Below are 24,096 nucleotides of genomic sequence, written 5' to 3' on the forward strand. Positions count from 1 at the left end.
CGCAGCAGAAAAACGAGTAAAGACTTTGTAAGGTTGGCCCTGCTTATTTCATAATGCGCGCTTATTGGATCCCTCGACGGGTCCGCGCGCCCCTCAGAGGTAAGTCGATTCCCATGAACCGCACCGGCCGCACCCTTGCATTGGGCTGCCTGTTGCTCCTTCAGCCCCTGCTCGCGCTCGCACAAGCAGGCGGCAACTCGTTGTTGATCCCGGCGATGGGTCGCTGCACCCTCAATACTCAGCCGCAAGACCTGACGCAAGCGCTCGCCGCCTGCCAGAAAGCGTCGGATGAAGGGGATGCGCAAGCGCAATACGAGTTGGGTGAGTTCTACTACGAAGGCAAAAACGTGCCGCGCGACCTCAATAAAGCCCTGAGCTACTTCGAAAAGGCCTCGCTGCAAGGTCATGCCCAGGCGCAATTCAAACTCGGCACCATGTTCTTCCATGGCGAAGGTGTACCGGCCAATAACATTCAGGCGTATATCGTGCTGAAAATGGCTGCGGTCAACGGCGCCGAAGACGCGCTGGACACCGCCGACGAAGTCGCCGAAAAAATGCCCCGCGAAGACCTGGAAGTTGCTACCCAGGTGCTGGGGCAAATTTTCCGTAAATACCTGATGGAATTGCAGAGCGCCGACGGGCGTACGCCGTTTTCACCACTTCCCTGAATTGAACACGCCCCCCCTGTGGCGAGGGAGCTTGCTCCTGCTCGGCTGCGTAGCAGTCGTAAAACCCAAGAACGCGGTGTGCCAGACTTATCGTGATTGCAGATCTCAGGGCCGCTTCGCGCCCCAACGGGAGCAAGCTCCCTCGCCACAAAAAGCCATTCTCACCTTAGAGAAACCTACTGCTTACTTCTCAGGCATCGGCATCGGAAACGGCATGACATTACCGACCGCGCCGCGGGCTTCGCTGATTTTCGGCGTGCCAAGGCGTTCGACCTCGTCGATGCGCACGATCGAATGCATCGGCACAAAACTGCGCACAACGCCTTCGAACTGAGCCTTGAGCTTTTCTTCGCTCGGATCGACGACCACTTGTGTGCGCTCGCCAAAGACGAACTCTTCCACTTCCAGAAAGCCCCACAGATCACTTTGATAGATCTGCTTGGCGTACATTTCGAACACCTGGCCCTGATTGAGGAAAATCACCTTGTAGATTGGAGCTTCACGTTTGGTCATGGTGGGCGGGTAACACATCGGGGATAAAAATGAGGGCGCGAACTATAGCATAGCCACCGGACGCGCAGCGGTAGGAACCTTGGGACATGTTCCCTATAATGCGCGGTTCTTTGAATCACGTGATGAATCTTTCCATGGCCAAGAAGCTTTACATCGAAACCCACGGTTGCCAGATGAACGAGTACGACAGCTCGCGCATGGTCGATCTGTTGGGTGAACATCAGGCCCTGGAAGTCACCGCCCGCGCTGAAGACGCCGACGTGATCCTGCTCAATACCTGCTCGATCCGTGAACGCGCCCAGGACCGGGTGTATTCCCAGCTCGGCCGCTGGCGCGAACTGAAACTGGCCAATCCGGAAATGGTCATCGCCGTCGGCGGTTGCGTGGCCAGCCAGGAAGGCGCGGCCATCCGTGATCGCGCTCCGTATGTCGACGTGGTGTTCGGCCCGCAGACCCTGCACCGTCTGCCGGAAATGATCGACGCCGCGCGCGCCACCAAACTGCCGCAAGTCGACGTCTCGTTCCCGGAAATCGAAAAATTCGACCACTTGCCCGAACCGCGCATCGATGGGCCGAGCGCTTACGTGTCGGTCATGGAAGGCTGCAGCAAGTACTGCACCTTCTGCGTGGTGCCTTATACCCGCGGTGAAGAAGTCAGCCGGCCGTTCGACGATGTGATTGCCGAGATCATCCACCTGGCCGAAAACGGCGTGCGCGAAGTGACCCTGCTGGGGCAAAACGTCAACGGCTATCGCGGGACCACTCACGATGGTCGTCTGGCCGACCTGGCGGAATTGATCCGGGTGGTCGCCGCCGTCGATGGCATCGACCGGATTCGCTACACCACTTCGCACCCGCTGGAGTTCTCCGACAGCCTGATCCAGGCCCACGCCGACGTGCCGGAACTGGTGAAACACCTGCACTTGCCGGTGCAATCGGGCTCCGACCGAATCCTCGCGGCGATGAAGCGCAACCACACCGCGCTGGAGTACAAGTCCAAACTGCGCAAACTGCGGGCCGCCGTGCCGGGGATCTGCATCAGTTCGGACTTTATCGTCGGCTTCCCGGGCGAGACCGAGAAAGATTTCGAACAGACCATGAAGCTGATCGAAGACGTCGGTTTCGACTTCTCCTACTCTTTCGTCTACAGCCAGCGCCCGGGCACCCCGGCCGCCGACCTGGCCGACGAAACGCCGGAAGAACTGAAAAAAGAACGCCTGAATGCCCTGCAACATCGCCTGAACCAGCAAGGGTTCGAGATCAGCCGACAAATGGTGGGCTCCATTCAGCGGATTCTGGTTACCGATTATTCGAAAAAAGACCCTGGCGAACTGCAGGGGCGCACCGAGAATAACCGTATCGTCAACTTCCGCTGCGACAATCCGACCCTGATCGGCCAGTTCGCCGACGTGCACATCGACGCCGCGCAACCGCACTCGCTGCGAGGCTCGTTGATCCAATAACAGCAGGCCATAGAGCCTTTGTGGCGAGGGAGCTTGCTCCCGCTCGGTTGCGAAGCAGCCGCAAACCAGACACCTCGATCATCCTGAAAGATTGAGGCTGGATGATTTGGGAGCGCTTCGCACTCCAGCGGGAGCAAGCTCCCTCGCCACAGTTATCCAGTGAGACTGCTTTAAGAGCTTTCGCACCCAGGCGACTGGCGTTATCCTTTATTTCATCAATATTGCCCCAGGGCGGCTAAATACGACCTTGAACGCACCCATAGAACCACATCGTTTCATCCTCGAGCCTTTTGAAGCTCGCCGCTTCGCCAATTTGTGCGGGCAATTCGATGAGCATCTGCGCTTGATCGAACAGCGCCTGACCATCGAGATCCGCAACCGCGGAAACCAGTTCGAACTGATCGGCGAGCCCAAGCACACCACCTCCGCGGAAAACCTCCTGCGTCGCTTGTACCGGGAAACCAAGGGTACCGAGCTGTCGCCGGACATGGTTCACCTGTTCCTGCAGGAATCGGCCGTCGAGGAACTGGACAACCACTCCCCCGCCGAACCGTCCGTCGCCTTGCGCACCAAAAAAGGCATGATTCGCCCTCGCGGCTTGAATCAACTGCGCTACGTGAAAGAAATCCTCGGTAACGACATCAATTTCGGCATCGGCCCGGCCGGTACCGGCAAGACCTATCTGGCTGTTGCCTGCGCGGTAGACGCACTGGAACGCGAGCAGATTCGTCGCATCCTGTTGGTGCGTCCGGCGGTTGAAGCGGGTGAAAAACTCGGCTTCCTGCCCGGCGACCTGTCGCAAAAAATCGACCCGTACCTGCGCCCGCTCTACGACGCGCTCTACGAAATGCTCGGCTTCGAATATGTCGCCAAGCTAATCGAGCGCCAGGTCATTGAAGTCGCGCCACTGGCCTACATGCGCGGCCGCACGCTGAACAACAGCTTCATCATCCTCGACGAAAGCCAGAACACCACCGTCGAACAAATGAAGATGTTCCTGACCCGGATCGGCTTTGGCTCCACGGCGGTCATCACCGGTGACATCACCCAGGTCGACCTGCCACGCGGCACCAAGTCCGGGCTGCATCATGTGATCGAAGTGCTCAAGGACGTTCCGGGCATCAGCTTCACCCACTTCCAGCCCAAGGACGTGGTGCGCCATCCGCTGGTACAACGCATCGTCGAGGCGTACGAGCGCTTCGAAAATCGCGCTGCCGATGCCGCGCCAAAGGACACCCCGCACGATGCTTGAGCTTGATCTGCAACTGGCCAGCGACGCACCTGCCCCGAGTGAAGCCGAGTTCCGGAAATGGTGTGAACTGGCCCTGCGCCAGCGCACCGCCGACTCCGAGCTGACCATTCGTCTGGTCGACGAAGAAGAAGGCCGCGAACTGAATCACACCTGGCGGCAGAAGGATTACGCCACCAACGTGCTGTCATTTCCTGCCGATGTGCCGGACGAGTTGCTGGATATCCCGTTATTGGGCGATCTGGTGATCTGCGTGGCCGTGGTCGAGCGCGAAGCCGCCGAACAAGGCAAGGCACTCAACGCCCATTGGGCGCATCTGGTCATTCACGGCTGCTTGCATCTGCTTGGTTACGACCATATAGATGACGACGAAGCCGAAGAAATGGAAGCACTGGAACGAACGTTGCTTGCAGAACTGGGTCATCCGGACCCTTATGCGGACGACGAAACAGACACATCCCCTATCGTTACAACAAAGGATTCAGAGTAATCGCTATGAGCGAAGATCGATCGAGCAACGGGCAGAAGTCTTGGCTGGGTAAGCTCACCCAGGCTTTTGCCCACGAGCCGAAAAACCGCCAGGAGCTGCTGGAGCTGCTGCGCGATGCACACCAAAACAAGTTGCTGGACAGCGAAGCGCTGGCCATCGTCGAAGGCGCCATCCAGGTTGCAGACCTGCAAGTACGGGACATCATGGTCCCGCGCTCGCAGATGATCAGCATCAAGGCGACCCAGACACCTCGCGAGTTCCTGCCCGCCGTGGTCGACTCGGCCCACTCCCGCTACCCGGTGATCGGCGAAAGCCATGATGACGTGATGGGCGTGTTGCTGGCCAAGGACTTGCTGCCGTTGATCCTCAAGGAGAACGGCGACAGCTTCAACATCAAGGACCTGCTGCGCCCGGCCACCTTCGTGCCCGAGTCCAAGCGACTGAACGTGCTGCTGCGCGAATTCCGCGCCAACCATAACCACATGGCCATCGTCATTGACGAATACGGCGGCGTGGCCGGTCTGGTGACCATTGAAGACGTGCTCGAACAAATCGTCGGCGACATCGAAGACGAGCATGACGTCGAAGAAGACAGCTACATCAAGCCGCTGCCCAGCGGTGACTTCCTGATCAAGGCCCTGACGCCGATCGAGAACTTCAACGAGTTCTTTGACAGCGAATTCTCCGACGACGAATTCGACACCGTCGGCGGTCTGGTGATGAGCGCGTTCGGGCACTTGCCAAAACGCAACGAAATCACCGAAATCGGCGCCTATCGCTTCCGCATCCTGAACGCCGACAGCCGTCGGATTCATTTGCTGCGTCTGACACCTATAGCTCGGTAACTCTAAGGATTGAAATGCGCTGGATGACCCGCCCCGGCTGGCCCGGTAACCTGCTGGCCGTGGCGGCCGGTGCACTCACCACCCTGGCCTTGGCGCCATTCGATATCTGGCCGCTGGCATTGCTGGCGGTCGGTTTCTTTTACGCCGGCTTGCGCGAGCTGAGCCCCCGTCAGGCCCTGGGCCGTGGCTGGTGTTTCGGTTTCGGCCTGTTTGCCGGCGGAACCAGCTGGATCTACTACAGCATTCACAACTTCGGCGGCGCATCTGTACTGCTGGCCGGGTTCTTGATGCTGCTCTTCACCGCAGCGATTGCCTGGTTCTTCGCCTTGCCCGCCTGGATTTGGGCGCGCTGGCTGCGCCGTAACGAAGCGCCGCTGGCCGATGCCCTGGCGTTTGCCGCGTTGTGGGTGGGTCAGGAAGCCTTTCGCGGCTGGTTCCTCACCGGCTTCCCGTGGCTGTATTCCGGTTACAGCCAGCTCGACGGCCCATTGGCCGGGCTCGCGCCGGTCGGCGGGATGTGGCTGATTTCCTTCGCGCTGGCCCTGACCGCCGCGCTGATCTACAACGCACCGCGCCTGATTCGCACCGCTCGCAAGGGCTTTATTGCCGCTGGCGTGTTGCTGCTGGCCGGCCCGTGGGTGATCGGCCTGGCGCTCAAGGAACACGCCTGGACCAGCCCTTCGGGTGCGCCGTTGAGCGTCGCGGCGATCCAGGGCAACATCGAACAAAGCATGAAATGGGACCCGTCGCAGATCAACGCGCAGCTGGCGCTGTACCGCGACATGAGTTTCAGCTCCAAACCCGTCGACCTGCTGATCTGGCCGGAAACGGCGGTCCCGGTGCTCAAGGAGTCCGCCGAGGGCTATCTGGACATGATGGGCAGCTTCGCTGCAGAGCGTAAATCCGCGCTGATTACCGGCGTGCCGATTCGCCAGGAAGTCCATCACGAGAAGCGCTACTTCAACGGCATCACCGTTGTCGGTGAAGGTGATGGCACTTACCTGAAGCAGAAACTGGTGCCATTCGGTGAATACGTTCCGTTGCAGGAAGTCTTGCGCGGCCTGATCGCGTTCTTCGACCTGCCGATGTCCGACTTTGCCCGTGGACCGGCCGATCAACCGCTGCTACAGGCCAAGGGCTATCAGATTGCGCCGTACATCTGCTACGAAGTGGTCTACCCGGAATTCGCCGCAGGCCTCGCCGCCCGCAGCGATTTGCTGCTGACCATCAGCAACGACACCTGGTTCGGCACCTCGATCGGCCCATTGCAACACTTGCAGATGGCGCAGATGCGCGCCCTTGAGGCCGGCCGCTGGATGATCCGCGCCACCAACAACGGCGTGACCGGCCTGATCAACCCGTTTGGTCAGATCACTGCCCGGATCCCGCAGTTCGAACGCGGTATTCTGTACGGCGAAGTGGTGCCAATGCATAACCTGACGCCGTATCTGCAATGGCGTTCGTGGCCGTTGATCATCATTTGCGTGCTGTTGTTTGGTTGGGCGTTGATGGCCAACCGGATGGCGAAGACCGTTTAACCCGGCAGGATCATTCCCATGCACTGGCGTGGGAATGATCACTCCTCAACAGGCTCGCCTCGATAGAACATCCAATACCCGACCTGCCCCACGAGCTCATTCATCAACTGCCCCGATTGCCAGATCGATTTGAATTCCGGCATCCAGCCACCCAGCGGCCGCGCATTGTCCACGCCTAAAAACCCCACCGGCGCCGGCACCACCTCAAATCCGGCCTGCTCAAAGCTCCACACCGCCCGCGGCATATGCCACGCCTGAGTCACGACCACCACCCGTTTGATCCCCTGCGGCAACAATACCTGGGCGCTGAACTGCGCGTTTTCCCAGGTTGTGCGGCTGCGCCCTTCCTGCCAGCGTACCGTCACGCCAAAATCATCGAGCAACGAATCCGCCATCAGCTGCGCTTCAGTCGGCGGTGTCCCGTAATGCAGGCCGCCGCTGGCCAGAATCGGCAAGCCGGAAGCCTTGGCCAGACGCGCGGCATAACGCTCGCGCCCAAGCCCTACGCCGGTGGGCTGGTCGACACCCCAGGCCAGGTCGCCACGCTCACGCCCGGAACCCAGCACCACGATCGCGTCGGCGCGCTGGCCCAGGGTGGCCCATTCCTCGCGCACGAGCGGCGGCTCGCGCTCCAGAGCCTTGGCAGTCCACTCCACCATGACTGGCAGGCTCATCAACCAGAAGCCGCCCACCCCCATAACGAAGCACGCTCCCGCCAGCCTCGGCCTTGAGCGGCGCCACCACCAGGCGAGTACCAGTAACAGCAAAAGAACGCCGGGCGGCAATAGAAGTTGTTTAATGAAATAACGAAAAGGCATCGGGCATCTCCATAGATGCCCGAAGCCTAAGTGGGTTAACGCAATGCGACAACAAATGCGGAAGGACTTTATTTCAAAAAACCATATGCGATGGTTTCAAGTGTCCTTACTTGAACTGCAGAGACCGGACCTTTACCGCGCCTCCGCCGGGTGTCTTATCCTTGAGCCAGAGGATCTTGGCCGTACGTGGTGCCTCGAGTTGCTTCATTGCTGCTGACAAGCATCCGTGCGTTTCACGTTCACTACGGTCCAGATAGGCCTTGACCAGTTCAAACTCTGCGGGGGTCAAACCACGCAGTTCCAGCTCCAGGGGACGCTCGTCGCGAAGCCGTCCAGCGGTTTTGGCCGCGTCCAGGGCCATTGCGAGACGGTCGATCAGTCTTTCGTACAACTCCGGTTTTGTAGCTTTTTGCTGTGAATCAACCATCCATCACCTCATTGAAGATAAGACTCACTCCCCTTTTAGAGCTTAGCTTCGCTGAAAAAACCGGCTGAGCGCCGCGACCAACGGCCCTTGGGGCGGGAATTGACCGCGCCCTTGCGTGTAATCAGGGTTTCCCTCGGTAGAGTGCCGTCATGTATGCTACGGCGCTTCCTGTAACTCCACTTCCAGCTCGGCTGGGCAGCGAAACGCCGATTTGGCGTCATCACCGTCCAGCGTTGCATTGAAGAGGATTAGGCCACCCCTATTCAGTTCAAAAGTAGCCATGCACGAACAATATCAGCCCCGTGAAATCGAAGCCGCCGCCCAGTCGTTCTGGGACGAGCAAAAGTCCTTTGAAGTCAGTGAACAGCCAGGCAAGGAGACTTTCTACTGCCTGTCGATGTTCCCTTACCCCAGCGGCAAGCTACACATGGGGCACGTGCGCAACTACACCATCGGCGACGTGATCTCCCGCTACCAGCGCATGCAAGGCAAGAACGTCCTGCAACCCATGGGTTGGGACGCGTTCGGCATGCCGGCGGAAAACGCCGCGATGAAGAACAACGTAGCGCCCGCCAAGTGGACCTACGAAAACATCGCCTACATGAAAAGCCAGCTGCGCAGCCTGGGCCTGGCGGTGGACTGGTCGCGCGAAGTGACCACCTGCAAGCCCGATTACTACCGCTGGGAACAATGGCTGTTCACTCGCCTGTTCGAAAAAGGCGTGATTTACAAAAAAAGCGGCACTGTGAACTGGGACCCGGTCGACCAGACTGTTCTGGCCAACGAGCAAGTGATCGACGGTCGCGGCTGGCGTTCCGGCGCGCTGATTGAAAAGCGCGAAATCCCGATGTACTACTTCAAGATCACCGCTTACGCGGATGAGCTGCTGGAGAGCCTCGACGAACTGACTGGCTGGCCTGAACAGGTCAAGACCATGCAGCGCAACTGGATCGGCAAATCCCGCGGCATGGAAGTGCAGTTCCCGTACGACGTCGCTTCCATCGGTGAAGCCGGCGCGTTGAAAGTCTTCACCACCCGTCCGGATACCCTGATGGGCGCAACCTATGTTGCCGTGGCCGCCGAACACCCTCTGGCTGCCCTGGCGGCGCAGAACAACCCTGAACTGCAAGCGTTCATCGCTGAATGCAAGGGCGGCAGCGTTGCTGAAGCCGACGTCGCCACTCAAGAGAAAAAAGGCCTGCCGACCTCGCTGTTCGTCGAGCACCCGCTGACCGGTGAGAAACTCCCGGTATGGGTCGCCAACTACGTGCTGATGCACTATGGCGATGGCGCGGTCATGGCAGTTCCGGCGCACGACGAGCGTGATTTCGAGTTCGCCCACAAGTACAACCTGCCGATCAAATCGGTGGTGCGCACAAGTGCCGGTGACACTAATCCTGCCCCGTGGCAGGACGCTTACGGCGAGTACGGCACGCTGATCAACTCCGGCGAGTTCGACGGCCTCGACTTCGCAGGCGCTTTCGACGCTATCGAAGTCGCACTGATCAAGAAAAACCTCGGCGCCTCGCGCACCCAGTTCCGCCTGCGCGACTGGGGCATCAGCCGTCAACGCTACTGGGGCTGCCCGATCCCGATCATCCACTGCGATACTTGCGGTGATGTACCGGTCCCGGAAGATCAACTGCCCGTGGTGCTGCCGGAAGACGTGGTACCGGACGGCGCTGGTTCGCCGCTGGCACGCATGCCCGAGTTCTACGAGTGCGCTTGCCCGAAATGCGGTGCACCGGCCAAGCGTGAAACCGACACCATGGACACCTTCGTCGAGTCCTCGTGGTACTACGCCCGTTACGCCTCGCCGCACTTTGAAGGTGGCCTGGTAGAAAAATCGGCGGCCGACCACTGGTTGCCGGTGGATCAGTACATCGGCGGTATCGAACACGCGATTCTTCACCTGCTCTACGCGCGCTTCTTCCACAAGCTGATGCGCGATGAAGGCCTGGTGAGCTCCAACGAGCCATTCAAGAACCTGCTGACCCAGGGCATGGTAATCGCCGAGACTTACTACCGTCGCGAAGCCAACGGTGCCTACACCTGGTTCAACCCCGCGGACGTCGAACTCGAACGCGACAGCAAGGCCAAGGTTATTAGCGCCAAGCTGATCGCAGATGGCCTGCCGGTGGAAATCGGCGGCACCGAGAAGATGGCCAAGTCGAAGAACAACGGCGTCGATCCACAGTCGATGATTGACCAGTTCGGTGCAGACACCTGCCGCCTGTTCATGATGTTCGCCTCGCCACCTGACATGAGCGCGGAATGGTCCGACTCCGGAGTAGAAGGTTCGCACCGCTTCCTCAAGCGCGTCTGGCGCCTGGCTCAAGCGCACGTCACTCAGGGCCTGCCGGGAAAACTGGATGTCGCCAGCCTGAATGACGAGCAGAAAGCCATTCGCCGTTCGATCCACCAGGCCATCAAGCAGGCCAGCCACGACGTCGGCCAGAATCACAAATTCAACACCGCCATCGCCCAGGTGATGACGCTGATGAACGTGCTGGAAAAAGCCCCGCAAGGCACCGAACAGGATCGCGCGCTGATTCACGAAGGCCTGGAAACCGTGACTCTGCTGCTGGCCCCGATCACCCCGCACATCAGCCACGAGCTGTGGCATCGCCTGGGCCACGCCGACCCGGTGATCGACGCCGGTTGGCCGGTGCTGGACGAAAGCGCCCTGGTACAGGACAGCCTGCAACTGGTCATTCAAGTGAATGGCAAGCTGCGCGGCCACATCGAAATGCCAGCCAGCGCCAGCCGCGAAGAAGTCGAAGCCGCCGCACGGGCCAACGAAAACGTCCTGCGCTTCGTCGATGGCCTGACTATTCGCAAAGTGATCGTAGTGCCCGGGAAACTGGTCAATATCGTCGCCAGCTAAAAATTGGATCGGGCGCCAGGTGAGCCTGGCGCCGAGTAAAACCTTTCGGGCCGCTTGACCGGCCCACATGGTTTCAAGGGGAGCAACAAGATGATCAAACGCAATTTGCTGGTGATGGGCCTTGCAGTCCTGCTGAGCGCCTGCGGTTTCCACCTGCGTGGCACCGAAACCACCGAACTGGCGATCAAGGAACTCGACCTGAGTGCCCGCAATGCCTACGGCGAAACCGTGACACAATTGCGTCAGGTACTGGAAAGCAGCGGCGTCCGGGTCTACAGCGGCGCACCTTACAAACTGGTGCTGACCGATGAGCAGGAAAGCCAGCGCATCCTCAGCTATGCCGGTGCCGGCCGTACTGGCGAGTACCAGGTGAATACCGTGCTCAATTACGACATCCGTGGTCAAGGTGGCCTGCCACTGCTGAGCGACAAGCTTGAAGTGCAGAAGGTGTTCATCCACGATGGCAACAATCTGGTAGGTTCCGACCAGGAAGCCAACGATGCCCGCCGCGAGACTCGTCGTGAACTGGTTCAACGCATGATGCTGCGTCTGCAACAGCTCACTCCGACTCAGTTGGAGCAGCTGCAACAGACCGCCGACGCCCGGGCCAAGGCTGAAGCCGCCGCGCTGGAAGCAGCGCAGAAAGCTGAAGCGGAGACTCCGCGTCAGTCGCCTGTCGAACTGCCGCAGCAATAAGACTTACGGGGCGCTCAGGCGCCCCGTTCGCCTCCTCTTATGAAACTCGCCCCCGCCCAACTCGGTAAACACCTGCAAGGCGCTCTTGCGCCGGTCTACATCATCAGTGGCGATGACCCACTGCTGTGCCAGGAAGCCGCCGACGCCATTCGCGCCGCTGCTCGCCAACAAGGTTTCGATGAGCGCCAGGTCTTCGCCGCCGACGCCAGTTTCGACTGGGGTACGCTGCTGCAGGCTGGTGCAAGCATGTCGCTGTTCGCCGAAAAACGTCTTCTGGAACTGCGCCTGCCCTCCGGCAAACCTGGTGACAAAGGCGCCGCCGCGCTCATCGAGTACTGCTCGCGCCCGGCAGAAGACACGCTACTGCTGATCAGCCTGCCCAAGCTTGATGGCAGTGCGCAGAAAACCAAGTGGGGCAAGGCGCTGGTCGAAGGTCCGCAGACCCAGTTCGTGCAAATCTGGCCCGTGGACACCAACCAGTTGCCGAGCTGGATTCGTCAACGACTGTCCCAGGCCGGGCTTTCCGCCAGCCAGGACGCCGTCGAACTGATCGCCGCTCGGGTCGAAGGCAACTTGCTGGCTGCCGCCCAGGAAATCGAAAAGCTCAAGCTGATGGCCGAAGGTGGTCAGATCACCGTCGAAACCGTGCAAGCGGCGGTGGCCGACAGCGCGCGCTTCGACGTCTTCGGCTTGACCGACGCGATCCTCAACGGCGAAGCCGCTCATGCCCTGCGCATGCTCGAAGGACTGCGCGGCGAAGGCGTCGAACCGCCGGTGATTCTCTGGGCGCTTGCCCGTGAACTGCGCCTGCTGGCCAACCTGTCGCTGCAATACAGCCAGGGCGTGCCGCTGGACAAAGCCTTCAGCCAGGCCCGACCGCCGGTCTGGGACAAGCGCAAACCACTGATGAGCAAGGCACTGCAACGCTACTCGGCACAACGCTGGGCGCAATTGCTGCTTGAAGCACAGCGCATCGACGCGCAGATCAAAGGCCAGGCGGCGGGTTCACCCTGGATGAGTTTGAGCCGGTTGACGTTGTTGATGGCTGGGCAGAGATTGTCGTTGCCTGCCGAATAACCTGTTTTCCAGCCTGCACCAACCTCTGTGGCGAGGGAGCTTGCTCCCGCTGGGTTGCGAAGCGACCCCGAAACGGTTTTACGACTGCTCCGCAGCCGAACGAGAGCAAGCTCCCTCGCCACAAGCCATCATTTCCTACATATCCCAGGGACTAGACAGAACCCCAACTTCGGCCGATGATTTGTCCCGCAAAATCCACTCACTTGCGAGAGATCATCATGAGTAAAAAGCCATCCAAGCATGGCCCCAACAAGGCCAAATCCATCATCGCCCAGCCACTGTTCCGCAGCCGTCAGGAACGAGCCGGCAAGGGCAAAGGCAGCTACCGCCGCGAAGCCTTCCAGTCTAATAGCTGGGAGGCTTCTTACTTTCTGGCAGCCTGAAAGGCAAGCCATCGCTCAACATGTTAAGGTCTGCACCTGATTCGTATCCTCTGGACCTGTGCATGCCCCTTTGTCTTTCCCGTCGTTGGCACCTTCGCCAATTGATAGCTGCCTCCAGCCTCGTTCTGCTTGTCGCCTGCGCGGAAAAACCCACCGCCGCCGACGCCCAGCCGCTTCAAACCCAAGCCGTTGCCACGGCCCCTGCGGTCGTTCCGCCGGTGGTTCCGACCGGTGAGGATCTCGACATCCAGCCCACCCAGACCTTTGCCGAATGGCAGGCGGGCTTTCGCAAAGACGCCCTCGCCGCCGGCATTCGCGCCGACCTGTTCGACCGTGCCTTTGCCAATGTCAGCTTGGACGCCAGCGTGATCCGTGCCGACCGCAGCCAACCGGAATTTACTCGTCCGGTGTGGGAATACCTCGATGGCGCGCTGTCGCCGCTGCGGGTACGCAAAGGTCAGGCACTGGTCAGCCAGTACGCCGATATCCTGCAAAGCATCGAACAGCGCTATGGCGTCGACCGTCAGGCATTGGTCGCGGTGTGGGGCATGGAGAGTAACTTCGGTCAGTTCCAGGGTAACAAGTCTGTGATCAACTCCCTGGCAACCCTGGCCTATGAAGGTCGACGCCCAGGCTTTGCTCATGCGCAGCTGATCGCTGCCCTGCAGATCCTGCAACAGGGTGATATTGAACCCGAGAAAATGCTCGGCTCCTGGGCGGGCGCCATGGGCCAGACCCAGTTCATCCCGACCACCTACAACACCCACGCCGTAGACTTCGACGGCGATGGCCGCCGTGACATCTGGAACAGCGCCGCTGATGCACTGGCCTCGACTGCGCATTACCTGCAAAGCTCTGGCTGGCAGAAAGGTCAGCCGTGGGGCTTCGAAGTCCAACTGCCGAGCAGCTTCAATTACGTCCTGGCCGATGGCGCGATTCGCAAAAGCGTCGCCGAGTGGCAGCAACTGGGGGTCACCCTGCCCAATGGTGTCCAGGTTCCGGCCGGTTCCGAACACCTGTCGGCCGCCCTGCTCCTGCCGGCAGGCTATCGCGGCCCGGCATTCCTGATCTTCGATAACTTCCGCGCAATCCTCAAGTACAACAACTCGTCGTCCTACGCCTTGGGCGTGAGCCTGTTGTCTGAGCGTTTCAATGGCGGTGGCCTGATCAACGGTCTATGGCCAAAAGATGACTTGCCGCTGAGCCGTACCGAGCGAATCGAGCTGCAAACCCTGCTGAGCGCCCGGAACTATGACGCCGGCACCCCCGACGGCATCATCGGCGCCAATACCCGTAAAGCAATCCGCAGCGCGCAGCAGTCGTTTGGCTGGCCGGCGGATGGGTACCCTACGCACAAGTTGCTCGAAGGTTTGCGTAACCGCTAAAAGCAAAAGATCGCAGCCTTCGACAGCTCCTACAGGGTTTTGTGTACACCTGCAGGAACTGCCGAAGGCTGCGATCTTTTTTTGCGATGTGTTGTTACTTGATCACCACATCCTGCTCCAACACCAACGTCTTGCTCCCCGCATCCAGCCTGACCAGTGCCCCCATCGGCAACGTCAGGTTCGGATCGCAATGCCCGCTGCGCCACCCCGCCAGCACGGGTATGCGCAACGACGCGAAGGTCTGCTTGAGCAAGCCCTCCAGCGCGATGGTGTCCACGCCCGCCACATCCCCCACCAGAACCCCGCGCAACTTGTGCAGCGTGCCGGCCAGACGCAAGTGGGTCAGCAGCCGATCAATGCGATAAAGCGGCTCGTTGATGTCTTCGATGAACAGGATGGCGCCCTCGGCGTCGATCTCGTAAGGCGTGCCCATGGTCGCGGCGATCATCGACAGATTGCCCCCCAGCAAACGCCCGTGAGCAATGCCTGGCGAGACGGTCGCCAACGGATAGGCCACCGGGTGCGCCAGCACGCTGTCCGCCGTCACCTGCCCGCGCAACATGTTGAAAAACGAGGACTCGGTGGGTTTCTGCTTGTCACCCAGCAGGTCAGCATTGAGCATCGGGCCGTGAAACGTCACGAAACCCGCATAACGGCTGATTGCCAGATGCAGAGCAGTGATATCGCTATAGCCGATGAACGGTTTGGCATTGTTGCGCAGTAACTCGAAATCGATCCGATCGAGCAAACGCGGAGTACCGTAACCGCCACGCAAACAGATGATGGCGTCGACCTCGCTGTCGGTAAATGCCGCGTGCAAGTCATTGAGCCGCACATCGTCGCTGCCGGCCAGGTAGCCGTCTTTCTCGTAAACGCCGGGGAACACTCGCAGCGAATAGCCGCGAGCGCGCATCCAGGCAATCGCTTTATCGGTGTCCAGGGCAGCGGGGCCGGCAGGCGCAATGACGCCGATCAGCCCTGCAGGCGGCAAGGCCGGAACAGGGACGTGAGGACAAAGGGTGTGGGTCGGTCGAGCAGTCATCCATGATTCTCCCTGTGTGAATGCTTCAGCACACAGTAGTCAGGAACGGGAATAAACAAAAGAGGGTCAGTCGCACCACGGCTTGCAGGAAAAGCCTGCAGAGGATGTGGGCACCGCCAATGAAAACGCCCGCAAGGACTAACCTTGCGGGCGTGCTCTTTTCTCAGCGCGGAATCAGGACGACATCAATTCGGCCTTGACCAGCTTCGCCTGCTCGTCGGCGTGGTACGAGGAGCGTACCAGCGGGCCGGAAGCGACGTTCTTGAAGCCCATCTTGTAGCCTTCCTCGGCAAACCAGGCGAAGGTGTCCGGGTGCACGAAGCGCTGGACCGGCAAGTGGCTGCGGGACGGTTGCAGGTACTGGCCCAGGGTCAGCATGTCGATGTCGTGTTCGCGCATGCGTTTCATGACTTCGATGACTTCTTCGTCGGTTTCGCCCAGACCCAGCATCAGGCCGGACTTGGTCGGAATGTGCGGCATCATCTGCTTGAAGCGTTGCAGCAGGGTCAGCGACCACTGGTAATCCGACCCCGGACGCGCAGCCTTGTACAGGCGCGGCACGGTTTCCAGGTTGTGGTTGAACACATCTGGCGGCTCGGCGGCGGTGATTTCCAGTGCGACGTCCATGCGGCCACGGTAGTCCGGGACCAGGGTTTCGAGCTGTACGTTCGGCGACAGTTTGCGGATTTCGCGGATGCAGTCGGCAAAGTGCTGGGCACCACCGTCACGCAGGTCGTCACGGTCTACCGAGGTGATGACCACGTATTTCAGTTTCAGGTCGGCGATGGCAATGGCCAGGCTTTCCGGCTCGTTCACGTCCAGTGGCTTCGGACGACCATGGCCAACGTCGCAGAACGGGCAACGACGGGTGCAGATATCGCCCATGATCATGAAGGTCGCGGTGCCGCCGGAGAAGCACTCGCCCAGGTTCGGGCAGGATGCTTCTTCGCAAACGCTGTGCAGCTTGTGTTTGCGCAGCAAGGCCTTGATGCGGTCGACTTCCGGGGAAACCGGGATGCGCACGCGAATCCAGTCAGGTTTCTTCGGCAGTTCGGTGGTCGGGATGATCTTCACCGGGATGCGTGCAACCTTCTCGGCGCCGCGCAGCTTGACGCCGGCTTCAACCTTGGCACGCGGGGCCGGACGCTCGGTGACATCGAGCGTCGGGATCATGGTTTGCACAGCATCAGTAGTCATATCAATCGATTCCGCCCGTTAGGGTCGTCTGCTCAGCATAGTCGAGGTGTTTGACGAGCTGCGCGCGCAGCCGGGCACTTACCTCGGCAAATTCAATCGGTCCTGCGTGATCGCGCAGCTGGGTCATCGCCAGCCCGGCATAGCCGCAGGGATTAATCCGTCGAAACGGTTCCAGGTTCATATCCACGTTCAGGGCCAGGCCATGAAAGGAACAACCGTGGCGGATCCGCAGACCCAAGGACGCGATTTTCGCGCCATCGACATAGACACCCGGTGCATCCGGCTTGGCGGATGCGGTCACGCCGTAACTGGCCAGCAACTCGATCAGGCACTGCTCCATGCGGCTGACCAAGTCACGCACGCCGAACCCCAGCTTGCGCACATCCAGCAACAGGTAGGCCACCAACTGGCCCGGACCGTGGTAGGTCACCTGCCCACCGCGGTCGACCTGCACCACCGGAATATCGCCTGGCAGCAACAGGTGTTCAGCCTTGCCGGCCTGGCCCTGGGTGAACACCGGCGGGTGCTCGACCAGCCAGATCTCGTCGGCGGCATCGCTGCCGCGTTCGTTGGTGAAGCGTTGCATGGCATGCCAGACCGGCTCGTAAGCCATCTGGCCAAGTTCGCGAAAGCCCAGCGTGCCAGGCATCACAGCACCATGTGCACGAAGCCGGTAGCCCGCAGTTCGCTGTTGATGTTGTACAGCTGGTCCTGGTCGGTGGCGACGATGTGCAACTGAATCGTGGTGTACTTGCCGTTGGTGCTTTGGCGCTCATCAACGCGGTCATGGTTGATCGTCGCGTGTTTCTTGACGATCTCGATGATCTTGTCTTTGTTGCCCACACCCGTATCGCTGATCACCTTAACCGGGTAATCAACGTTGGGGAATTCGATCTTAGGCGCCTTTACTTCGGTATCGGTCATGGCGTAACGGCCTCGTAAGCGTAAGCCGTGGCGACAGCATGGCCCCACGCCGGATCAGCGTGGGGCCATGCAGGTGCACACTATCAGTTGAACAAGCCGTAGAAGAATAGACGGATGCTATCCCACATGCGGCGGAAGATACCACCCTCGTCGACTGCGTCCAGAGCGATCAGGTCGGCGCTGTGCACCACTTTGTCGTCCAGTTTCACTTCGACTTTACCGATCACGTCGCCCTTGGCGATGGGTGCAACCAGTTGCGGGTTCATGGTCATGCTGGCAGCAAGCTTCTTCAGCTGGCCTTTTGGCAAGGTCATGGTCAGGTCTTCAGCCAGGCCGGCCTTGACTTGATTGGTGGTGCCTTTCCAGACAGGTGCCTGAGCCAGCTCGGCGCCTTTCTGATAGAAGGTCTGGGTTTCGAAGAAGCGGAAACCGTAAGTCAGCAGCTTCTGGGTTTCGGCAGCACGAGCCACTTCGCTGTTGGTGCCGAACACCACGGCGATCAGGCGCATGCCGTCACGTACGGCCGAAGACACCATGCAGTAGCCGGCTTCGTCAGTGTGACCGGTTTTCAGACCGTCGACAGTCTTGTCGCGCCACAGCAGCAGGTTGCGGTTAGGCTGCTTGATACCGTTCCAGAAGAACTCTTTCTGCGAGTAGATCGCGTAGTGAGCCGGGTCTTCGTGGATGATCGCGCGAGCCAGCACGGCCATGTCGTGAGCCGACGAGTAGTGCTCCGGGTTCGGCAGACCGGTCGGGTTCATGAAGTGGGTGTTGGTCATGCCCAGATCAGCAACGGTTTTGTTCATCAGGTCGGCGAATGCGTCTTCGCTGCCGGCGATGTGCTCGGAGAGCGCAACACTGGCGTCGTTGCCCGATTGAATGATGATGCCGTGCAGCAGGTCGCTGACGGTAACTTGCGAGCCGACCTTGATGAACATCCGCGAACCACCGGTACGCCAGGCGTTCTCGCTGACGGTCACCGGATCGTTTTCGCCGATCTGGCCACGACGGATTTCCAGGGTCGCGATGTACGCGGTCATCAGCTTGGTCAGGCTGGCCGGCGGCAGACGCTGGTCACCGTTGTTCTCTACCAGCACGTTGCCGCTGCTGGCGTCCATGAGTACGTAGGCTTTGGCGGCCAATTGCGGTGGCGACGGCATCATCTCGACCGCGAAAGCCGCGGGTGAGAGAAGCAGCGGGACTAGCAGGCACAGGCGTTTGGCAAAGGTGGTGATGTTCATCCGTCTCTCGAAATCGCTAATGGAAACTGCCCTAGGGCAAAACTAATCAGACAACTTTTCAAAAAGCTGTCACGTGTTCAGTTGCTCACTCTGTAACCCTTGCCGGGCTTTTGTTCTTCAACGAGCCAACAACCCGGTTCGCCCCCCAAAACTGCAAGCGAACCGTCAATCAAGTACTACGTGTTACTCGGCGCTGACCAGGCTCGGTGAACCGAGATTGGCCAGCCGCACGCTGTTCTGCACCTGCTGGATTTCACCCGCAGAGCCGATCGGCCCCATGCGCACCCGATGCAGTGTCTGCTGGTTACGCACGATCGAGCTGATGAACACCGGAGCGCTCACCATCCCGCTGAGCTTCGATCTCAGGAGCTCTGCAGCGTCCGGGTTGGCGAACGCGCCCACCTGCAGATACTGGCCAGAGGCTGGTACAGAAGCGTTTTTTTTTGCATCGATCTGCACGGGCACAACGGCCGCGGCGTGTTGCTGCGGCGGTGGCGTCCATTGCTCGACGGTGCCAGTGGAAGCGGTCATGGTCGGCGCGGCATTTTGCGCCACTTGCGGCTCGTTGAGCATCAACGGCGCCGGACGACCTCTCTGCGCCCACCATTCCTGCGGGTCGATGCCTTCGACCTTGACCCGCGCCGTGCCGATTTCAGCGTAGCCAAGCTTCTTGGCGGCCGCGTAGGACAAGTCGATGATCCGGTCTGAATAGAACGGCCCACGGTCATTGACCCGCAGAATCACCGTCTTGTTGTTGTCCAGGTTGGTCACCCGAACGTAACTTGGCAGTGGCAAGGTCTTGTGGGCGGCGCTCATGCCATACAGGTCATACACCTCGCCGTTGGCGGTGTTCTGGCCGTGGAACTTGGTGCCATACCAGGACGCCGTGCCCGACGCGACGTAGGTCTTGGATTCCTGCAGCGGGAAGTAGGTCTTGCCCAGCACGGTGTACGGGTTGGCTTTATAAGGACCGCTGTGCAGGGTCGGCGTGGCATCCGGGATGCGCGATACGTCGACGTCCCACCAGGGTGCGCCATCCTTGTGCGCCCGGTTGATGTCCAGGCCGGGGGCCGAACGAACGGCGGTGGAAGACTTCTGAGTCGGTGAGCGGCTGGTCGAACAACTGGCGACCAGCACCGCCAACGCGGCGAATGCCATGAGCTTCAGGGGTTTATTCATAGGCAATGCCCGCATTACTTGACGCCCCGTGCTTGGACCAGCTGTTCAGACAGTTGATGTACGGCCATGGCGTACATCACGCTGCGGTTATAACGCGTGATCGCGTAAAAATTCGTCAGGCCCATCCAGTATTCAGGGCCATTGTCACCTTCCAGGCGGAAAGCCGTGACCGGCATATCATCGCGCAGCGCATCATGACTCGACCAGCCCAGCGCCCGCAACTCCCCGACGGTTTTCGTCGGTTCGATGCCGTCGGTCAGCCCCTCGTCCACCTGATCGCCGCGCACATCGGCACGGCTGACCACAGGTTCGCCGGCGACCCAGCCGTGTTGCTTGAAATAACTGGCGACGCTGCCGATGGCATCATCGGGGTTGTTCCAGATATTAATGTGGCCGTCACCGTCGAAATCCACCGCATAGGCGCGAAAGCTGCTCGGCATGAATTGCGGCAAGCCCATGGCTCCGGCATAGGAGCCTTTGAGGGTCAACGGGTCGACCTGCTCTTCACGGGCCAGCAGCAGGAATTCACGCAACTCCTTGCGAAAGAAATCAGCACGGGGAGGATAGTCGAAACCCAGGGTCGACAAGGCGTCGATCACCCGATAATTGCCAGTATTGCGACCAAAAAAGGTTTCGACGCCGATGATCGAGACGATCACCTGCGCCGGCACACCGTATTCCTGCTCGGCGCGAGCCAGCACCGCCTCGTGCTGACGCCAGAAGTCCACGCCACGGGCGATGCGCGCGTCGGTGATGAACATCGGGCGATATTCTTTCCACTGCTTGACGCGTTCGGCGGGTTTGGAGATCGCGTCCAGAATCGACTGTTTGCGCTCGGCTTCGCGGAACACGCCCATCAGCTGTTCACCGGCAAAGCCGTAGTCACGGGTCATTTCACCAACGAACTCGGCCACCTGGGGTGAGCCTTCGTAATCGCCGGCCAATGCTTCCTGCACGGAACCAAGGATGCTCACCAGGCCGACCCACGGTGCGTATCGAGTCGCCCAGCCACGCATTACTTGCATTGAAATCTTCACCTTATTCAAACCTGCGCGATCCACTTGCGATGGGTATGGATCGACATCAAAACCCCAAACGCTGACAGTAGCGTCACCAGCGAAGTTCCTCCGTAGCTAATGAACGGCAACGGCACCCCCACCACCGGCAACAGGCCACTGACCATACCGATGTTGACGAAAACGTAAACAAAAAACGTCATGGTCAGGCTGCCCGCAAGCAATTTGCCAAACAGTGTCTGGGCCTGGGCGGTAATCACCAGCCCGCGACCGATCAACAGCAGGTAAATCAGCAACAGCGCGCAGATACCGACCAGGCCGAACTCTTCACCCAGGACCGCAATAATGAAGTCGGTGTGGCTTTCTGGCAGGAAGTCCAGGTGCGACTGGGTACCGAGTAACCAGCCCTTGCCGAACACGCCACCGGAACCGATGGCCGCTTTCGACTGAATGATGTTCCAGCCCGTGCCCAGCGGATCGCTCTCGGGGTCGAGGAAGGTCAGGATTCGCTGCTTTTGATAGTCGTGCATGATGAAGAACCACATCGCCACGGCCACCGGCACGGCGGCGGCGATCACGCTGAGGATCCAGCGCCAGCGCAGGCCACCCATGAACAGCACGAATGCGCCACCGGCGAGGATCAGCAACGAAGTGCCGAGGTCGGGCTGACGCACGATCAGAATGAACGGGACACCGATCAGCACCAGACTGATCCCCACGTGCTTGAGCTGGGGTGGCAAGGAGCGCTTGGCCAAATACCAGGCGATGGTCGCCGGCATCAGGATCTTCATGAATTCCGAGGGCTGGAAGCGGATCACCCCGGGGATATTGATCCAGCGGGTGGCCCCCATGGCGTTATGGCCCATGACGTCCACCACCACCAGCAAGATCACGCCGACCACATAGCCGAGCGGCACCCAGCGGGCCATGAAGCGCGGTTCGAACTGGGCGATGACGATCATCGATATCAGGCCGATGCCGAAGGAAGTGGCTTGCTTGGCCAGCAGATCCCAGCTCTTGCCGCTGGCCGAATACAGCACGAACAGGCTGCCGGCGGCGAGGGTCAGCAGCAGGATCAGCAGCGGGCCGTCGATGTGCAGGCGTTGCAACAGCGTCGCACGGCGACGCATCACATCCTCGCTGGAGAGCATGCGATCGAAATTATTCTTCACGGGCCGTAGCCTCCGCACTGATAGGGCTGGCGTATTCGGCTTTCAGTCGTCCGTCCTGGTCGAGGAGCCAGGCGTCCATCACTTGACGCACCACCGGCGCGGCGACGCCGGAGCCGGACTCGCCGTTCTCGACCATCACCGACACCACGATTTGCGGGTTGTCGGCCGGCGCGAAGCCGACGAACAAGGCGTGGTCGCGGTGGCGCTCCTGCACCTTGGAGCGGTCGTACTTCTCGCCCTGCTTGATCGCAACCACCTGGGCCGTACCACTTTTGCCGGCGATCCGGTATTGCGCGCCGATCGATGCCTTGCGCGCCGTACCCCGGGCACCGTGCATTACCTGCTGCATGCCGTGATTGACCTTGGTCCAGTCCGACGGGTCGCGCAGGATAATGTCCGGCATCGGATGTTCATCCTTCGGCTTCTCGCCCTCGATGGTCTTGGCCAGGTGCGGACGATTCCAGACACCCTTGTTGGCCACCAGTGCCGTGGCCTGCGCCAGTTGCAACGGAGTGGACTGCATGTAGCCCTGACCGATCCCCAGAATCAGCGTCTCGCCCGGGAACCAGGCCTGACGACGGGTCACGCGCTTCCATTCCCGTGTCGGCATCAGCCCCGGCGACTCTTCGAACATATCCAGGGAGACCTTCTGGCCAATGCCGAATTTGCTCAGGTAGGACGACAACCGATCAATCCCCAGCTTGTGCGCCAGGTCATAGAAGTAAGTGTCGTTGGAACGCATGATCGCCGTGTCGAGATCGACGAAGCCGTCACCGGTACGGTTCCAGTTGCGGTACTTGTGATCGTAGTTGGGCAGCATGTAGTAACCCGGGTCGAACACCCGGGTCGACGCCGTGACCACGCCCGCATCCAGGCCGGCAATCGCCACCGCTGGCTTGATGGTCGAACCGGGCGGGTATAGACCGCGCAGCACGCGGTTGAACAGTGGCCGGTCGATGGAGTCACGCAGCTCGGAGTAGGCCTTGAAACTGATGCCGGTGACGAACAGGTTCGGATCGAAACTCGGCTGGCTGACCATCGCCAGCACCTCACCGGTTTTCGGGTCCAGCGCTACCACCGCACCACGGCGACCGCCAAGCGCGGCTTCGGCAGCTTCCTGCAATTTGATGTCCAGGCTCAGAACGATGTCCTTGCCGGAAATCGGTTCGGTACGTTTGAGTACCCGCAGCACGCGGCCACGGGCGTTGGTCTCGACTTCTTCGTAACCGACCTGACCGTGCAATTCGGGCTCGTAGAAGCGCTCGATGCCGGTTTTGCCAATTTGATGGGTGCCGCTGTAACTCACCGGGTCCAGAGACTTGAGCTCTTTCTCGTTGATCCGCCCCATATATCCCACCGAGTGCGCAAAGTGCGCGCCCTGCGGATAGTGACGAACCAGCTGCGCGACCACTTCCACACCGGGTAGACGGAACTGGTTCACCGCGATGCGGGCGATCTGCTCTTCGGTCAACTCGAACAGGATCGGCACCGGCTCGAACGGCCGACGCCCCTGACGCATACGCTTCTCGAAGATCACCCGGTCCTCGGGCGTCAGCTCCAGCACTTCGACGATCACGTCGAGCACTTGCTGCCAGTCGCCGGAGCGTTCGCGGGTCATGCTCAGGCTGAAGCTGGGCCGGTTGTCGGCCACCACCACGCCATTGCGGTCGTAGATCAGCCCGCGAGTCGGCGGAATCGGCTGCACATGGACGCGGTTGTTTTCCGACAGGGTCGAGTGGTACTCGTACTGGATCACCTGAAGGAAATACAGCCGCGCGATCAGCACGCCGATCAGCGTCACCACCGTAATAGCCCCGAACACGACGCGGCCACGCACCAGACGGGCGTCTTTTTCGTGGTCCTTGATGCGGATCGGCTGGGACATG

General features: G+C 60.2%; 23 protein-coding genes. 11 read left to right on the forward strand and 12 right to left on the reverse strand.

Annotation, left to right across the window (positions count from 1 at the left end; genetic code table 11):
* The first annotated feature begins 113 nt into the window (after positions 1–113).
* A complete protein-coding gene (locus tag FFH90_RS26980; RefSeq protein WP_018925768.1) occupies positions 114–668 on the forward strand; it encodes a tetratricopeptide repeat protein in 555 nt (184 codons plus the stop codon).
* A 183-nt stretch (positions 669–851) separates the two neighbouring features.
* On the opposite strand, the gene FFH90_RS26985 is transcribed toward FFH90_RS26980, so the two are convergent.
* A complete protein-coding gene (locus FFH90_RS26985; protein ID WP_003185742.1) occupies positions 852–1,181 on the reverse strand; it encodes a DUF1820 family protein in 330 nt (109 codons plus the stop codon).
* 134 nt (positions 1,182–1,315) lie between these two features.
* On the opposite strand from FFH90_RS26985, the gene miaB reads away from it, so the two are divergent.
* From miaB to lnt, 5 genes are all read left to right on the forward strand, one after another.
* Positions 1,316–2,644 carry a tRNA (N6-isopentenyl adenosine(37)-C2)-methylthiotransferase MiaB gene (gene miaB / locus FFH90_RS26990; RefSeq protein WP_018925767.1) on the forward strand — a complete coding sequence of 443 codons (1,329 nt, stop codon included), beginning with the start codon at positions 1,316–1,318 and terminating at the stop codon, positions 2,642–2,644.
* A 247-nt stretch (positions 2,645–2,891) separates the two neighbouring features.
* Positions 2,892–3,896 carry a PhoH family protein gene (locus FFH90_RS26995; RefSeq protein ID WP_019020889.1) on the forward strand — a complete coding sequence of 335 codons (1,005 nt, stop codon included), beginning with the start codon at positions 2,892–2,894 and terminating at the stop codon, positions 3,894–3,896.
* Positions 3,889–4,383 carry an rRNA maturation RNase YbeY gene (gene ybeY / locus FFH90_RS27000; RefSeq protein WP_018925765.1) on the forward strand — a complete coding sequence of 165 codons (495 nt, stop codon included), beginning with the start codon at positions 3,889–3,891 and terminating at the stop codon, positions 4,381–4,383. The genes FFH90_RS26995 and ybeY overlap by 8 nt, the downstream gene beginning before the upstream one ends.
* Positions 4,384–4,388: 5 nt before the next feature.
* Positions 4,389–5,228: an HlyC/CorC family transporter gene (locus FFH90_RS27005; RefSeq protein ID WP_007909641.1), complete on the forward strand. Its 840-nt coding sequence runs from the start codon at positions 4,389–4,391 to the stop codon at positions 5,226–5,228.
* Positions 5,229–5,242: 14 nt separating this feature from the next.
* Positions 5,243–6,766, forward strand: a complete 1,524-nt coding sequence (gene lnt, locus FFH90_RS27010; RefSeq protein WP_138866356.1) for an apolipoprotein N-acyltransferase — start codon at positions 5,243–5,245, stop codon at positions 6,764–6,766.
* A 38-nt stretch (positions 6,767–6,804) separates the two neighbouring features.
* Here the strand turns inward: lnt and FFH90_RS27015 are convergent, their stop codons facing one another.
* Positions 6,805–7,584 carry a YdcF family protein gene (locus FFH90_RS27015; RefSeq protein WP_026286383.1) on the reverse strand — a complete coding sequence of 260 codons (780 nt, stop codon included), beginning with the start codon at positions 7,582–7,584 and terminating at the stop codon, positions 6,805–6,807.
* Positions 7,585–7,690: 106 nt separating this feature from the next.
* Positions 7,691–8,011, reverse strand: a complete 321-nt coding sequence (locus FFH90_RS27020) for a hypothetical protein (protein ID WP_019650894.1) — start codon at positions 8,009–8,011, stop codon at positions 7,691–7,693.
* A gap of 280 nt (positions 8,012–8,291) precedes the next feature.
* On the opposite strand from FFH90_RS27020, the gene leuS reads away from it, so the two are divergent.
* The 5 genes from leuS to FFH90_RS27045 all read left to right on the forward strand — a co-directional run bounded on the left by leuS (position 8,292) and on the right by FFH90_RS27045 (position 14,439).
* Positions 8,292–10,898 (forward strand): leucine--tRNA ligase, encoded by a 2,607-nt coding sequence (leuS, locus tag FFH90_RS27025; RefSeq protein ID WP_019581340.1) that lies wholly within the window; start codon positions 8,292–8,294, stop codon positions 10,896–10,898.
* A gap of 90 nt (positions 10,899–10,988) precedes the next feature.
* The gene (gene lptE / locus FFH90_RS27030) at positions 10,989–11,594 is read left to right on the forward strand and encodes an LPS assembly lipoprotein LptE (RefSeq protein ID WP_064620598.1); all 606 of its coding nucleotides are present in this window, start codon (positions 10,989–10,991) and stop codon (positions 11,592–11,594) included.
* Between the two features lie 39 nt (positions 11,595–11,633).
* Positions 11,634–12,671 carry a DNA polymerase III subunit delta gene (gene holA, locus FFH90_RS27035; protein ID WP_007937416.1) on the forward strand — a complete coding sequence of 346 codons (1,038 nt, stop codon included), beginning with the start codon at positions 11,634–11,636 and terminating at the stop codon, positions 12,669–12,671.
* Positions 12,672–12,889: 218 nt separating this feature from the next.
* Entirely contained in the window at positions 12,890–13,054 is a 165-nt protein-coding gene (gene arfA, locus FFH90_RS27040; protein ID WP_003176285.1) for an alternative ribosome rescue factor ArfA, read from the forward strand.
* Between the two features lie 62 nt (positions 13,055–13,116).
* Entirely contained in the window at positions 13,117–14,439 is a 1,323-nt protein-coding gene (locus tag FFH90_RS27045; protein WP_019650890.1) for a lytic murein transglycosylase, read from the forward strand.
* A gap of 94 nt (positions 14,440–14,533) precedes the next feature.
* On the opposite strand, the gene FFH90_RS27050 is transcribed toward FFH90_RS27045, so the two are convergent.
* From FFH90_RS27050 to mrdA, 9 genes are all read right to left on the reverse strand, one after another.
* Positions 14,534–15,481 (reverse strand): LD-carboxypeptidase, encoded by a 948-nt coding sequence (locus tag FFH90_RS27050; RefSeq protein WP_064620602.1) that lies wholly within the window; start codon positions 15,479–15,481, stop codon positions 14,534–14,536.
* A gap of 174 nt (positions 15,482–15,655) precedes the next feature.
* A complete protein-coding gene (gene lipA, locus FFH90_RS27055; RefSeq protein ID WP_007946663.1) occupies positions 15,656–16,678 on the reverse strand; it encodes a lipoyl synthase in 1,023 nt (340 codons plus the stop codon).
* Position 16,679: 1 nt separating this feature from the next.
* Positions 16,680–17,327, reverse strand: coding sequence for a lipoyl(octanoyl) transferase LipB (gene lipB / locus FFH90_RS27060; RefSeq protein WP_007937425.1), 648 nt, complete (start codon positions 17,325–17,327; stop codon positions 16,680–16,682).
* On the reverse strand, positions 17,327–17,602 hold the full coding sequence (locus tag FFH90_RS27065; protein WP_003215438.1) for a DUF493 domain-containing protein: 276 nt from the start codon (positions 17,600–17,602) through the stop codon (positions 17,327–17,329). The genes lipB and FFH90_RS27065 overlap by 1 nt, the downstream gene beginning before the upstream one ends.
* An 83-nt stretch (positions 17,603–17,685) precedes the next feature.
* On the reverse strand, positions 17,686–18,843 hold the full coding sequence (locus FFH90_RS27070; protein ID WP_018925757.1) for a D-alanyl-D-alanine carboxypeptidase family protein: 1,158 nt from the start codon (positions 18,841–18,843) through the stop codon (positions 17,686–17,688).
* A gap of 183 nt (positions 18,844–19,026) precedes the next feature.
* A complete protein-coding gene (locus FFH90_RS27075) occupies positions 19,027–20,037 on the reverse strand; it encodes a septal ring lytic transglycosylase RlpA family protein (protein ID WP_064620605.1) in 1,011 nt (336 codons plus the stop codon).
* Positions 20,037–21,047 (reverse strand): lytic murein transglycosylase B, encoded by a 1,011-nt coding sequence (mltB, locus tag FFH90_RS27080; RefSeq protein WP_086945938.1) that lies wholly within the window; start codon positions 21,045–21,047, stop codon positions 20,037–20,039. The genes FFH90_RS27075 and mltB overlap by 1 nt, the downstream gene beginning before the upstream one ends.
* Before the next feature lie 17 nt (positions 21,048–21,064).
* Positions 21,065–22,168 carry a rod shape-determining protein RodA gene (gene rodA / locus FFH90_RS27085; RefSeq protein ID WP_019650887.1) on the reverse strand — a complete coding sequence of 368 codons (1,104 nt, stop codon included), beginning with the start codon at positions 22,166–22,168 and terminating at the stop codon, positions 21,065–21,067.
* 31 nt (positions 22,169–22,199) lie between these two features.
* Positions 22,200–24,095, reverse strand: coding sequence for a penicillin-binding protein 2 (gene mrdA, locus FFH90_RS27090; protein WP_111454207.1), 1,896 nt, complete (start codon positions 24,093–24,095; stop codon positions 22,200–22,202).
* Position 24,096: the final 1 nt, after the last annotated feature.

Origin of the sequence: Pseudomonas sp. ATCC 43928, assembly GCF_005938665.2 — a bacterium.
In the GTDB taxonomy this organism is placed as follows: domain Bacteria; phylum Pseudomonadota; class Gammaproteobacteria; order Pseudomonadales; family Pseudomonadaceae; genus Aquipseudomonas.

What these genes read in the sequence shown, in the direction of transcription:
- FFH90_RS26980 (WP_018925768.1), top strand. Translation starts at nt 114, where the DNA reads ATGAACCGCACCGGCCGCACCCTTGCATTGGGCTGCCTGTTGCTCCTT.
- FFH90_RS26985 (WP_003185742.1), bottom strand. Translation starts at nt 1,181, where the DNA reads ATGACCAAACGTGAAGCTCCAATCTACAAGGTGATTTTCCTCAATCAG.
- miaB (WP_018925767.1), top strand. Translation starts at nt 1,316, where the DNA reads ATGGCCAAGAAGCTTTACATCGAAACCCACGGTTGCCAGATGAACGAG.
- ybeY (WP_018925765.1), top strand. Translation starts at nt 3,889, where the DNA reads ATGCTTGAGCTTGATCTGCAACTGGCCAGCGACGCACCTGCCCCGAGT.
- FFH90_RS27005 (WP_007909641.1), top strand. Translation starts at nt 4,389, where the DNA reads ATGAGCGAAGATCGATCGAGCAACGGGCAGAAGTCTTGGCTGGGTAAG.
- lnt (WP_138866356.1), top strand. Translation starts at nt 5,243, where the DNA reads ATGCGCTGGATGACCCGCCCCGGCTGGCCCGGTAACCTGCTGGCCGTG.
- FFH90_RS27015 (WP_026286383.1), bottom strand. Translation starts at nt 7,584, where the DNA reads ATGCCTTTTCGTTATTTCATTAAACAACTTCTATTGCCGCCCGGCGTT.
- FFH90_RS27020 (WP_019650894.1), bottom strand. Translation starts at nt 8,011, where the DNA reads ATGGTTGATTCACAGCAAAAAGCTACAAAACCGGAGTTGTACGAAAGA.
- leuS (WP_019581340.1), top strand. Translation starts at nt 8,292, where the DNA reads ATGCACGAACAATATCAGCCCCGTGAAATCGAAGCCGCCGCCCAGTCG.
- lptE (WP_064620598.1), top strand. Translation starts at nt 10,989, where the DNA reads ATGATCAAACGCAATTTGCTGGTGATGGGCCTTGCAGTCCTGCTGAGC.
- holA (WP_007937416.1), top strand. Translation starts at nt 11,634, where the DNA reads ATGAAACTCGCCCCCGCCCAACTCGGTAAACACCTGCAAGGCGCTCTT.
- arfA (WP_003176285.1), top strand. Translation starts at nt 12,890, where the DNA reads ATGAGTAAAAAGCCATCCAAGCATGGCCCCAACAAGGCCAAATCCATC.
- FFH90_RS27045 (WP_019650890.1), top strand. Translation starts at nt 13,117, where the DNA reads ATGCCCCTTTGTCTTTCCCGTCGTTGGCACCTTCGCCAATTGATAGCT.
- FFH90_RS27050 (WP_064620602.1), bottom strand. Translation starts at nt 15,481, where the DNA reads ATGACTGCTCGACCGACCCACACCCTTTGTCCTCACGTCCCTGTTCCG.
- lipA (WP_007946663.1), bottom strand. Translation starts at nt 16,678, where the DNA reads ATGACTACTGATGCTGTGCAAACCATGATCCCGACGCTCGATGTCACC.
- lipB (WP_007937425.1), bottom strand. Translation starts at nt 17,327, where the DNA reads ATGCCTGGCACGCTGGGCTTTCGCGAACTTGGCCAGATGGCTTACGAG.
- FFH90_RS27065 (WP_003215438.1), bottom strand. Translation starts at nt 17,602, where the DNA reads ATGACCGATACCGAAGTAAAGGCGCCTAAGATCGAATTCCCCAACGTT.
- FFH90_RS27070 (WP_018925757.1), bottom strand. Translation starts at nt 18,843, where the DNA reads ATGAACATCACCACCTTTGCCAAACGCCTGTGCCTGCTAGTCCCGCTG.
- FFH90_RS27075 (WP_064620605.1), bottom strand. Translation starts at nt 20,037, where the DNA reads ATGCGGGCATTGCCTATGAATAAACCCCTGAAGCTCATGGCATTCGCC.
- mltB (WP_086945938.1), bottom strand. Translation starts at nt 21,047, where the DNA reads ATGCAAGTAATGCGTGGCTGGGCGACTCGATACGCACCGTGGGTCGGC.
- rodA (WP_019650887.1), bottom strand. Translation starts at nt 22,168, where the DNA reads ATGCGTCGCCGTGCGACGCTGTTGCAACGCCTGCACATCGACGGCCCG.
- mrdA (WP_111454207.1), bottom strand. Translation starts at nt 24,095, where the DNA reads ATGTCCCAGCCGATCCGCATCAAGGACCACGAAAAAGACGCCCGTCTG.